Raw genomic sequence first — 11,978 nt, 5'->3', positions numbered from 1 at the left:
GCGACCGTAGCAGAAGCGTGCTCCGCTGCGGTGAAGCGGCCTCTAAGCCGAGGAAACGAGTCGGTCAAACACTAATTTCAAAAAAAGTTCATCGAACCCCAAAAACCCCAGTTTTCCGCGATTTTGCAATCACATAACCACCCTTAACGCCAATCGAGTGCCCGCCGGGCACCATAAAATGACGAATCTCCCGACGGTGCCCTGCCACCAGTCGGCGATTCCTGCGTTCGCTATCGCAGCATGATTGCTTCGCGGGGCTCAGGTGCTATCGGAATGCACGTGTCTAGAATGTTGAAACCACGCGCGCGAGTGGGCGGCGCCGCGCTTCTGGCGATTATGCTTGCCAGTGCCGGATGCACCGAAGCCACCAAGGACGTCGCTAGCACTCCGCCGCCGGCAGCCGCCGGCGAAGCCCCTGTCGTGCCCGCTGCACCTGCGTGGTGGCGTGAGGCCGGTGATCCGGTCTTGGCGACTCTTGTGCAGCAGGGCCTCGATACCAGCCCCGAAGTCATCTGCCGCATCGCTTCGCTGCGCCAGTACGATTACCAGACCGAGCACGACGCCAAGCGTATCGGCGCCAAGCTGGGGCGATTGTTCGGCGACAAGAGCGTGAACGCCAACCCGCAAGTCAGGACCGAAAAGGTGGAGCGGGTGTCCACGCGGCGGGAACGCCTCGCCCGGCAGATCGCACTTGCCTATGTAGAAGTGCGGCGCCTGCAGAAAGACGTCGCACTGCGCGGCAATCTGCGAGCCCAGTATAAGGACAATGCAGAAGTCGCACAGTTCCGCCGTGAGGCCGGGCTAGTTCCGGCAATCGACGGATCGCTCGCCCGGTCGCAGGACGAGACCGCGCAAGGCGAACTCGGGTTCGTGCAAGGGCGGCTCGATCAGGCCATTGCCGAACTTGCCCGCCTTGTCGGTGATCAGCCCGATGCCCTTGCCGCGAAGCTCGGCGCCCCGGGAACGCTTCCCGATCCTGCGGTCGATCCGCTTGCCTCGGCAGCCCCGGAGAATCCGCAGCGGGCGGTTCTTGCCGACGCGGTCCTGCGCGAAGCCCGGCTGACGCAGGCGCTGGAGGAATCGCGCCGCACCGTCCGTGACGCGCGTACCGCCTACCGCGAGGGAGCCGGGGCCTTCTCCACGCTTTACGTGACCGAAGCCGCCGCACTCGCGGTCGAACTCGCGCTGGCCGATGCGCGGGCCGCCCGCGTGACGGCGACCCTTGATCTCTGGTCCGGGCAGGACGGGAGCTGGGCGCGCGAAGGACTTGCACCCGTCGTCGCGCCGGACCCTTCGGCCACTGGCCCCACGATAACGGTGACCGCCGGCTGTGACTGAACACGATACGCATACCCCGCTCGACGCCCTGCTCGGCGCCGCGCCCCGGCGCGTGTTCCGCCATTGGCTGAGCCTGCTGATCCTGGCGATCGCCGCGCTCGGGGCGATGACCTTCTTCGTCCGCTTCGTGAGCGGGGACGATTCTCCGTACTATTCCACGCCGGTCGAGCGCGGGAACCTGACGCCGCTGATCTCCGAACGCGGGCAGATCAGCGGCGCGGGCGAAGTGACGGTCTTCTCCGCACTGCCCGGCCGCGTGACCTGGGTGTCCAGCAAGAGCGACGGCGCTGTCGAGCAAGGCGAACTGCTCGCCATTATCGACGCGGGCGAGGTCAAGGGCGCGGTGGAAGTCGGCCGCTCGCGTCTGACCGCGGCGCAGGCGTCGCTTGAGGCGGCGCAAGTCACCGCGCAGGACACCGGATCGCGCCTCGCCCGGTTCGAGAGCGTATGGCGTCGTTCGGGCGGTCGCGCCCCGTCGCTCAACGAGATCGAGCGTGCCCGTGCGGACGCCCGCCGCGCCGACCTTGGCGTCGAGGCGGCGCGGGCCGAAGTGAAGGCCGCGCAGATCCAGTTCAAGGAAGACGAGACGCGCAAGGCCGGAGCCGAAGTGCGCGCGCCCTTCTCTGGCATATTGACCATGCGCCATGCCCAGCCGGGGCAGATGATCGGCGATCATCAGCCGCTCTTCACGATCGCGCAGGGCATCGCGCCGCTGACGATCGAAGTGCCGCTCGATACGCATCGGCCCGAACCCATCAAGGCGGGAATGCTGGCGAACATCCGGCTCGATACCGTGCCCGATGCGCCGCAGTCCGCGACGCTGACGCTGCTGCGCGTGTCTCCGCCGCCGCAGACTACTCCCCCGCTCGCCGTCTTCACGATCGAGAAGCCCGGCCCGCAAGTGCGCCCCGGCATGAAGGCGACGGTCGAGATCGAACTGCCCGAGCGGCAGAACGTGCTGCTGGTCCCCAATGCCGCGCTGGAATTCGAGCCGGGCGCGCGCGGTCCGCAGCGACGCGAGCGCATATTCGTGCTCGACGGGGGCGAGCCGCGCCGCGTCTACGTCACCGTCGGCGCCAGCGACGGGAAGCGCACCGAAGTCTTCGCGAACGACCTCAAACCCGGCGATCGCGCGATCATCGGTTGGCGGGACGCGACGGCCGGAGGCGGCCAGTCAGGCGGATGAAAGGTTCCTCCTGCAACAATTGCCGCGTCCGTGCGTATGGGCATTCGACGGAAAATCCGAGGCAACAAGGGTAAGCAGCATTCTGAACGACGACGCGCAGATGTCGCGCCGCACGGCCATGGGGCTGATGGCGGCGCTCGCAGCGGCCAGCGCCCTGCCTGACGGGGTGAAGGCCGCGACGGGCGGGCGTCTCGGCGCGCCCGAGCCGTTCTCGTGGGATCGCCTCGTGACGCAGGCCCGCGATCTCGCCCGCAAGGCTTATGTGCCGATCGCCGAATCCACGCGCGCCGCCGCCGACTACGATGCGGCCGGGAAGCTGACTTACGGCGATGCCCCGATGGTCGCGGGCAACGTGCGGCTGTTCCCCGCCGTGCGCGGCACCGCGCCCAAGCCTGTCGTCATCTCCGTCGTCGAAGGCCGGCAAGCGCGCGCGATCGTCCATACCAGCGACCTGTTCGTCGGCGGCCATAACACCGACGCCGTAGGCTTCCGTGTCATGGACGCGACCGGGCGCAGCGACTGGCTGGCCTTTCAGGGCGCGAGCTATTTCCGCTCCTCCGGCGACCGCGATCAGTACGGCCTCTCGGCCCGCGCCATCGCCATCGACACCGGCCTTGCCACCGGCGAGGAGTTTCCCGACTTCACCCGCTTCTGGATCGAGCAGACCGGCGCCGACAGCGTACGCATCCATGCCCTGCTCGACGGGCCGAGCCTTGCCGGCGCCTATGCGTTCGATTGCCGCAAGACGGCGAACGGAGTGACGCAGGACGTCACTGCGGCGCTGTTCCTGCGCAAGGACGTCAAGCAACTGGGCCTCGGCGCCGCATCCAGCATGTTCTGGTACGACCAGTCGAGCCCTGCGCGCGCGCGCGGCGACTGGCGGCCCGAGATCCACGATTCCGACGGCCTCGCGATCTGGTCAGGCAATGGCGAGCGGGTCTGGCGGCCTCTGGAGAATCCCTCGACGGCTCGGCTTCATGCGCTGCGTTCGGATTCGCCCAAGGGCTTCGGCCTTCTGCAGCGCGATCAGGCTTTCGATCACTATCAGGACGACGGCGTGTTCTACGACCGCAGACCGTCGCTCTGGGTCGAGCCCAAGGGTGACTGGGGCGTCGGCGCGGTCGGCCTCTACGAAATGCCGACGGGCAGCGAGACGCTCGACAACATCGCGCTGTTCTGGCGTGCGGACCGTCCGGCAAAGGCCGGGCAGCGCCGCGATTTCGCCTATCGGCTGACCTGGACGTCCAAGGACCCGACCATCGATGGCGGCTCACGCTGCGTCGATATTTTCGAAGGCCCCGGCGGCAGTCCGGGTTCGCCGCCGCTGGAAGGCGTGCGCAAGTTCGTGTTCGATTTCTCCGGTCCCGCGCTGGCAGGCCTCGACCGGACCAGCGGCGTCACGCCCGATACCGACTTGCCCAAGGCTGCGGTGGTTTCCGCCGTAGCCTATCCGGTGGCGCGCTCGGACGGGCGCTGGCGGGCGATGATCGACGTGCGATCCGCCGCCCTGACTCAGCCCCAATTCCGACTTTTCCTCAAGCGCGGCAACTCCGCGCTCAGTGAGACCGTTATCAAGGCCATTGAAACGTGAGTGCGACGCCGATGAACCATTCGCCGATGCTTCCGGCCGAATCGCCCATGGCGATGCCGATCCAGAACTTGTGGGGCAATCCGCCCGGCGCGCGTGAGGTGAAGACCGCGCCGCACGGGATGCTGGTCAAGCGCCTGCTGCTGCTCGCGCTCACCGCCGCCATCGGCCTCGCCGCATCGAGCACGGTGCGCATGGAACTCTCGCGCGACGGGCTCGACTGGGTCGAAGCGCTGCTGCTGGTGTTCTTCGTGCCGCTGTTCTGCTGGATCTCGTTCGGCTTCGTCACCGCGACGATGGGCTTCCTCAAGCTCATCACCGGCGAGCATCCCGGCTTCACCGCGCTGCCGAGCCCCGCGTCCAGCCTGCGCCACAAGACCGCCGTGCTGATGCCGGTCTACAACGAGGGCGTCGAGGAAGTCTTCGCGCGCGTGCGCGCCATGGCCTACTCGATTGCCGAAGCCGGCGGCGCGCCGTGGATCGACTTCTTCATCCTTAGCGATTCCAACCCCTTCCACGGCAAGCGCGAGGAAGCGGCCTGGCACGAACTGGCAGACCACGCGCCGATCAAGATCTACTACCGCCGCCGCGAGAAGAACATCGCCCGCAAGCCCGGCAACATCGCCGAATGGGTCAAGCGTTTCGGCGGCGCCTACGAGAACATGCTGATCCTCGACGCCGACTCGATGATGAGCGGCGAGACGATAGTGGGCATGGCCTCGATCATGGAAGAGCGCCCCTCGATCGGCCTTCTCCAGACGGTGCCGATGATCACCAACGCGCGCACGCTGTTCCAGCGCTGGATGCAGTTCGCGAGCGAGGCCTACGGCCCCATCGCCAGCGCCGGACTGCTGTGGTGGTCGGGCTCGGAGGCCAACTTCTGGGGCCATAACGCGATCGTGCGCACCCGCGCCTTCGCCGAGGCTTGCGGCTTGCCCGAGCTTCCCGGAAAGGCCCCGTTCGGCGGCGATATCCTGAGCCACGACATGCTGGAATCCGCCCTGCTGCGTCGCCGTGGCTGGGCCGTCCACATGGTGATGATCGGCGGTTCCTACGAGGAATTCCCGCCCACGATCATCGACATGGCGATCCGCGACCGCCGCTGGATGCAGGGCAACCTGCAGCATCTCCAGCTCCTCGGCGCATCGGGCCTGCACTGGGCGAGCCGCCTGCACCTGCTGATCGGCGCCTCGGCCTACCTCACTTCGCCGGGCTGGCTGCTGCTGATCCTGACGATGATCGGCCAGGTCGCGACGCATGGCGATGGCGGCTTCGTCACCCTCGCCCCGCCAAGCGTGCTGGCGCTGACGGTCATGCTGCTGTTCGGCCCGAAGATCATGGGCCTGATCTGGGTCCTGGCCGATGGCGAGCGGCGGCGCAGCTTTGGCGGCGGCTTCGCGGCCGTGCGCTCGGTCCTGCTGGAGACGGCGCTGGCGATGCTGCTCGCGCCGATCACCATGGTGACGCAGACCAAGGCGCTGCTCGGCCTGCTGCTGGGCATATCGGCGGGCTGGAACACCCAGACCCGCGATGCCCGCCGCATCACCATACGCGAAGTCCTGCCTGACCTTCGCGAGCACCTGCTGCTGGGCGCGGCGCTGACCGCGACGGCATTCCTCGACACCACGACGGCGATCTGGCTCTTGCCGATCATCGTCGGCCTGTTCCTTTCGCCCTGGCTCATCAGCCTGTCGTCGAGCGAGAACCTCGGCGACAAGGCGGACGCGGCCAAGGTTTTCCGCGTGCCCGAACCCGGCATCGTCGAGGCGAGCGAATATCCCCGCAAGGCCCCCGAAGGCCTCGCCGAAGGTCAGTCGGTGGTCGAGGCCTGAACGAAAAACCGCGCCGCCGCCTGTGGAGCGGACGGAAAGTAGCCATGCATGTAGCTCGCCGTGAGCGAGCCTAGGCGATAGAGCGCTTCCCCGTCCCGCCCCTCCGGCGTCTCGGCGCGGGCGGCCGGGGCAAGCCCGGTTTCCAGCCGCGAGTAATGGAAGGTGTGCCCGCGCAGCGTCCCTCCCGGCAGCACGACGCGCTGCATGCCGAGCGCGGCGAAGCGCCGCTGCATCGTGGCATGACCGTCCACCAGGCCGAGCAGTTCGGCGCGATTTCCCTCTACGTCGGACAGCGATGAACAAGCGTAGAGCATCCCCCCGCACTCGGCGAGAATCGGCTTGTGTGCCGCATGATGCGCGCGGACCGCTTCCAGCATCGGCGTATTGGCGGCAAGCGTCTCCAGATGCAGTTCCGGATAGCCACCCGGCAGCCAGATCGCCTCGCAATCCGGCAATAGCGCGTCGTGGAGCGGTGAGAAGAAGGCAAGCTCCGCGCCCGCCCGCTCCAACCATTCCAGATTGGCGCGGTAGATGAAGGCGAACGCCTCGTCCCGAGCGATGGCGATACGCAACCCCGACAGATCCGGACCGTCCTGCCCGGCCTCGGGCACCGGGAAACTGACCGGCGGCGGCAGGTGCAGCACATCGTCAGGCAACAGGCTCGCCGCCCTATCCAGCCGCGTGTCGAGGTCCATAACCTCCGCCGCCTGCACCAGTCCGAGGTGGCGTTCCGGCAGCGTCACACCAGCCTCGCGCGGAAATGCGCCCAGCCACTTCACGGACTTAGGCATGCCGCGCTCCAGCAATTCCGCATGCCGCGCGCTGCCTACACGGTTGGCGATCACCGCATGGACCTCCAGCCCTGACCGGTAGGTCGCAAGTCCATGGACCAGGGCGCCGAACGTCTGCGCCATCGCCGATCCGTCGACCACGGCCAGCACCGGAAGGCCAAATCGCTGGGCGAGGTCGGCAGCGCTGGGGTCACCGTCGAACAGGCCCATCGCGCCTTCGACGAGGATCAGGTCGGCATCGCAGGCCGCTTCGTGCAGGAGGGCGCGGCACTGCGCCTCTCCGCACATGAACAGGTCGAGCTGATGGACCGGCGCACCGCTCGCGACTTCGAGCACCATGGGGTCGAGGAAGTCGGGTCCGACCTTGAAAACGCGCACTTTTCTGCCCGCATTGCGGTGCCTTCGGGCCAATGCCGCGGTCACCAGCGTCTTGCCCTGACCCGAGGACGGGGCGCTTATCAGGTATGCCGGGCAGGCGGGGGCATCGTCTTGGCGGAGAGTGTCCATCGGCCTTGCACCTATGGTTTCCCGCAGGTCCGCGCAAGCATTGGCCTCTTGCACAGTGACCCGGCGCACGATACTTGCCGCGTCGCGACAGGTTCCCCGCGAGGGGATTGAAAGGGAACGCGGGTGAAATACCCGGGCTGCCCCTGCAACTGTAAGCGGAGAGCCGTTCGACCACATGCCATTGGGGGCGCAAACCCCTGAGAAGGCGGCCGAAATAGGCGATGACCCGTGAGCCAGGAGACCTGCCCGTCGCCGTCGTTCTTCGACCGGACAGGGTGTGCCGGACGGACGGGGGAAGTGCATTCCTCGCGCAACGACAGCCATCGTTCCGGCGGCCTGAGGGGGCTTGCGGGAGGTGTTGCGCTGCCTGTCCGCGCCCACTGTCCCAATATCCTTCACCGGCCGACGGAGCACCGCCGTTCGCATGAAGGAATACAAGTGAAACAGTATCTTACGACCACCGCAGCCACCATCGTACTGATCGCCTCGGCCTCTCCGGCGCTCGCCGACACAGCGGCACCCAACGATACCACAACGGCACCTGGCGATACCCTGGACGCCGCCGGGCAGGCCGACAACATCCTCGTCAGCGCGCTTCGCACCCCCGTCGCGATCGAGCGCGTCTCCGCCACCGTGACCGTGCTGGGCGAGCCCGCGATCGTCGCCCTGCAGCCCATCGCCCTGACCGATGCCCTGCTGCGCACACCGGGCGTCTCGATGTCCCGCAACGGCGGCTACGGCACCACCACCTCGCTGCGCATCCGCGGCGCCGATGCGGGCGAGACCGTCATGGTGATCGACGGCATGCGCCTGTCCGACCCCTCGGCGACGGCGGGCGGCTACGGCTTCTCCAACCTGCTGCTCGACGACGTCGACCGGATTGAGATCCTGCGCGGGCCGCAGTCGATCCTGTGGGGCAGCGACGCGACCGGCGGTGTCGTCAACGTGCGCACCCGGCGCCCGACCGAGCCGCTCGAAGGCAGCTTCGCGGTGGAGGCCGGAACCCACGACACCGTCTCCGCCCGCGCGGGCGTGGGCGGCACCTCGGACCTCATCGACTGGCGCCTCTCCGCCTCGCGCTTCACCACCGACGGTATCTCCGCCCGGGCGAACGGGACCGAGGCCGACGGTTTCCAGCGCAGCGCCGCCAGCGGCACCGTCACGGTGCGCGTCGCCCCCGGCGTCAGCCTCGACCTGCGCGGCTACTGGGCCGACGGGAGGAACGATTTCGACGGCACTTCGGGCGACACCCTCGCTTATGGCACCACGAAGGAATGGTCGGGCTACGCGGGCCTCAACTTCGCGCTGCTGGACGGCAAGCTCGTCAACCGCGTCGCGGTGCTGCAGAACGTCACCGACCGGGAGAACTTCGACCCCACCCGCTCGATCCGCGCGATCACCTTCGACGCGCACGGCCGCCTGCGCCGTTACGAGTACCAGGGCACCTACACCTTCAGCGACGCGATCCAGGCCGTGTTCGGCGCCGAGCGCGAGGAACAGCGGATGACCACCGCCTCGCCGACGAACTCCGCCACGCCCTATACGCTGACGCCCTACTCGGTGGACATGGACAGCCTCTACGCCGAACTGCGCGTGAGCCCGGTCAAGGGCCTCACCCTCGACGGCGGCGCACGCTACGATCACCAGTCGCGCTTCGGCGGGCAGACCGTGTGGAGCGCGGGCGCGGCCTATACCCCCAACGAAGGCGCCACGGTGCTGCGCGCCAGCTATGACGAGGGTTTCAAGGCGCCCTCGCTCTACCAGATGTACAGCACATACGGCACCGCCGACCTCGCCCCGCAGAAGGCGAAGGGCTGGGAAGTGGGCGCCGAGCAGAACTTCGGCGAGGCGCTGCGCCTTACCGCCACCTGGTTCCAGCGCGATACCGACAACCTGATCGACTTCGCCTACTGCCCCACCAGCGGCACGCTCCCGGCGGCCTGTTACATCCCCGGCACCGAGACCAGCCGCTTCGGCTATTACGCGAACGTCAAGACGGCGAAGGCCAGCGGCCTCGAACTCGCCGCGTCGGCGAAGCTGGGCGTACTGTTCGCACAGGGCAACTACAGCTGGACCCGCGCCGAGGACCGCACCGAAGGTTCTTCCACTTACGGCCGCCAGCTGCAGCGCGTACCGCGCCACATGGCCAATGCCGAAGCGGGCATCGACCTGCCGCAAGGGCTTCGCGCCAGCGTCGCGGCGCGCTACTCGGGCGAGACCTTCAACGCCGCCACCGGCACCGCGAAGCTGGACGACTACTGGCTGATCGACTTCCGCGCGCAAGTGCGGGTCAAGGAGAACCTGATGCTGCAAGGCCGCGTCGAGAACCTGACCGACAAGGACTACCAGACGGCGGCGGGATATTCCGCGCTGGGACGGACGATCTACCTCGGCGTGCGCAGCCGGTTCTGATGACAGGCCCGTCCCTCCTCATGCGGGGCTATCGGATATGGAACCTTCTTATCCGCCCCGCCCGTCACCCTGAACTTGTTTCAGGGTCCATCGCGCCTCGTACCCGGTGCTTTGTCGCAGCAAACCGAGCGGGCCGTTGGCGACATCAGGCCTCCGGCAACACGGCCCGATGGATCCTGAAACAAGTTCAGGATGACGGGGAGGAACGGAAACCTTCCATGCGAAACCCTTGGCCCCCAAGGAAAACACCCCCATGCTGACCTCCGTACCCCCCGGCCCTTCGGTGGTCGTCTGCAACACCTGCCGCCACACCGCCGACGCCCGCGAGGACGAGACCGGCCAGCGGGGCGGCGCTCTGCTCGAAACGGCGATGCGCAGCGTTCAGGCCGCCGACCCCGAACTGCAGGGCGTCCAGATCCAGGCCATGCCCTGCCTCTTCGCCTGCAGCCGCCACTGCACCGTCCACATCCGCGCGCCCGGCAAGGTCGGCTACGTGCTGGGCGACTTCACGCCCGACGAGGACGCCGCCCGCGCGATCCTCGAATATGCCGCGCGCCACGCCGAAAGCGAGCACGGCCGCGTGCCCTTCAAGGAATGGCCGCAAGGCGTGAAGGGCCACTTCATCACCCGCACGCCCCCGGAAGGCTACGTCTGCACATGACCCGTTTCGCCGATTCCGCCTCCTTCGCCGCCGCCCTTGCCGCTCTGCCCGAAGCCGACGCAGCCAGCCGCACCGCCGCGCTGCACCGTCAGGCCCGCCTCACCAAGCCGACCGGCGCGCTCGGCCGACTGGAGGACATCGCGGTGTTCATGGCCGGGTGGCAAGGCTGCGAACGGCCCGAGGTGGACCCGGTGCAGGCGGTCGTTTTCGCGGGCAATCACGGCGTCACCGCGCAGGGCGTCAGCGCCTATCCGCCCGAAGTCACCGTGCAGATGGTCGCCAACTTCGAGGCGGGCGGCGCGGCGATCAACGCACTGACGGCGGCCTGCGGCGCGCGGCTTTCGGTGGTGGCGCTCGATCTCGACCGGCCGACCGGCGACATCACCCGCGAGGCGGCGATGAGCGAGGAGGAATGCCTCGACGCCCTTAACCGGGGCGCCGCCGCGCTGGGCGCCGATACCCGGCTGCTGCTGGTGGGCGAGATGGGCATCGGCAACACCACGCCCGCCACCGCGCTCTGCGCCGCCGTGCTGGGCGGCTCCGCGCAGGACTGGATCGGACGCGGCACCGGGATCGACGACCTCGGCCTGTCGCGCAAGGCGGTGGCGGTGGAGGCGGCCGTGGCGCTGCATTCCGGCGCCGCCATCGACGCCTTCGAAACGCTGCGCCTTCTCGGCGGGCGCGAGATCGCCGCGATGGCGGGGGCGATCCTCGCCGCGCGGCTGGCGCGGGTGCCGGTGCTGCTCGACGGCTTCATCGCCTCGGCCGCGATCCTGCCGCTGGTGCGCGCCAACCCGCGCTTCCCCGACCACTGCCTCGCCGCGCACTGCTCGGCCGAGGCGGGGCATGTGCGGCTGCTGGACAAGCTGGGGCTGGAGCCGCTGCTCCACCTCGGCCTGCGGCTGGGCGAAGGCACCGGCGCGGCGCTGGCAGTGCCGATCGTGCGCGGCGCTCTGGCGACGCACAACCGGATGGCGACGTTCGACGAAGCGGCGGTGACCGATAAGGCATGAGCGGCATCGCGCTCCACCTGATGCGCCACGGCGCACCGGCAAGGCCGGGCCTCCTGCTGGGCCACCGGGACGAGCCCGCATTGCCGTCCGAGACCGCCCGCTGCGTCGCGCGCGCCGAGGGGCTGGCGTTCGATCGGGTGGTGTCCTCGGACCTCAGCCGCACCCACGATCCCGCCGCCCGTATCGCCACCGCGTGCGGGGTGGAACACCGCGTCGATCCCGACTGGCGCGAGCTGGATTTCGGCGACTGGACCGGCCTTGCCACCGCAGAGGTCGACCCTGCCGCCTATGCACGCTTCTGGCAGGACCCCGACGCCCATGCCCCGCCCGGCGGCGAGCCATGGTCCGCCCTGCGCGAGCGGGTAGAGCGGGCGCTGGCAGGGATCACCGCGCCGAGCCTCGTACTGACACACGGCGGCGCGATGCGCGCGGCTCTGGCGGTACTGTTCCACATGGAACAACCGCAAGTCTGGGCCTTCGACCTGCCCTATGTGAGCATCTTGAGCCTGCGCCTCTGGCCCGGCGAAGGCGCGCAGATCGTGGGGTTGTCGTAATGGCCTGCGTGCGTCCTCGTCGTCCCGGACTTGCTCCGGGACCGCTGGCCGTGAACAACCCACCGGGCTGCAGGCGCCCTGCCGAGCGCGCGCGCC

At 68.4% G+C, this 11,978-nt stretch carries 9 protein-coding genes and 1 riboswitch; of the genes, 8 read left to right on the top strand and 1 reads right to left on the bottom strand.

Translation table 11 applies throughout. The features are described from left to right. The first annotated feature begins 288 nt into the window (after positions 1-288). The 4 genes from ACODRZ_RS04760 (at position 289) to mdoH (ending at position 5,944) form a co-directional block, all read left to right on the top strand. On the top strand, positions 289-1,338 hold the full coding sequence (locus ACODRZ_RS04760; protein WP_488969715.1) for a TolC family protein: 1,050 nt from the start codon (positions 289-291) through the stop codon (positions 1,336-1,338). After that, positions 1,331-2,524 (top strand): efflux RND transporter periplasmic adaptor subunit, encoded by a 1,194-nt coding sequence (locus ACODRZ_RS04755; protein WP_488969709.1) that lies wholly within the window; start codon positions 1,331-1,333, stop codon positions 2,522-2,524. Before ACODRZ_RS04760 ends, ACODRZ_RS04755 begins: the two co-directional genes overlap by 8 nt. A 100-nt stretch (positions 2,525-2,624) precedes the next feature. After that, on the top strand, positions 2,625-4,115 hold the full coding sequence (locus ACODRZ_RS04750) for an OpgD/OpgG family glucan biosynthesis protein (protein WP_488969708.1): 1,491 nt from the start codon (positions 2,625-2,627) through the stop codon (positions 4,113-4,115). Between the two features lie 11 nt (positions 4,116-4,126). Further along, positions 4,127-5,944 carry a glucans biosynthesis glucosyltransferase MdoH gene (mdoH, locus tag ACODRZ_RS04745; RefSeq protein ID WP_488969707.1) on the top strand — a complete coding sequence of 606 codons (1,818 nt, stop codon included), beginning with the start codon at positions 4,127-4,129 and terminating at the stop codon, positions 5,942-5,944. Here mdoH and ACODRZ_RS04740 read toward each other — a convergent pair. Further along, positions 5,923-7,242, bottom strand: a complete 1,320-nt coding sequence (locus ACODRZ_RS04740) for a cobyrinic acid a,c-diamide synthase CobB (RefSeq protein ID WP_488969706.1) — start codon at positions 7,240-7,242, stop codon at positions 5,923-5,925. The two genes, mdoH and ACODRZ_RS04740, sit on opposite strands and share 22 nt — an antisense overlap. A gap of 72 nt (positions 7,243-7,314) precedes the next feature. Beyond that, a riboswitch (cobalamin riboswitch) is annotated at positions 7,315-7,506 on the top strand. 174 nt (positions 7,507-7,680) lie between these two features. Between ACODRZ_RS04740 and ACODRZ_RS04735 the strand changes: the two genes are divergently transcribed. From ACODRZ_RS04735 to ACODRZ_RS04720, 4 genes are all read left to right on the top strand, one after another. Then, positions 7,681-9,654 (top strand): TonB-dependent receptor plug domain-containing protein, encoded by a 1,974-nt coding sequence (locus ACODRZ_RS04735; RefSeq protein ID WP_488969705.1) that lies wholly within the window; start codon positions 7,681-7,683, stop codon positions 9,652-9,654. Positions 9,655-9,907: 253 nt separating this feature from the next. Beyond that, positions 9,908-10,315, top strand: coding sequence for a DUF1636 domain-containing protein (locus ACODRZ_RS04730; RefSeq protein ID WP_488969704.1), 408 nt, complete (start codon positions 9,908-9,910; stop codon positions 10,313-10,315). After that, positions 10,312-11,328, top strand: a complete 1,017-nt coding sequence (cobT, locus tag ACODRZ_RS04725; protein ID WP_488969703.1) for a nicotinate-nucleotide--dimethylbenzimidazole phosphoribosyltransferase — start codon at positions 10,312-10,314, stop codon at positions 11,326-11,328. The genes ACODRZ_RS04730 and cobT overlap by 4 nt, the downstream gene beginning before the upstream one ends. Beyond that, positions 11,325-11,882 (top strand): histidine phosphatase family protein, encoded by a 558-nt coding sequence (locus tag ACODRZ_RS04720; protein ID WP_488969702.1) that lies wholly within the window; start codon positions 11,325-11,327, stop codon positions 11,880-11,882. The genes cobT and ACODRZ_RS04720 overlap by 4 nt, the downstream gene beginning before the upstream one ends. Positions 11,883-11,978: the final 96 nt, after the last annotated feature.

It is taken from the genome of Novosphingobium sp. FG90, from assembly GCF_057808725.1.
The sequence above is the reverse complement of the archived record's forward strand: the minus strand, read 5'-3'. Positions and strand labels throughout refer to the sequence as shown.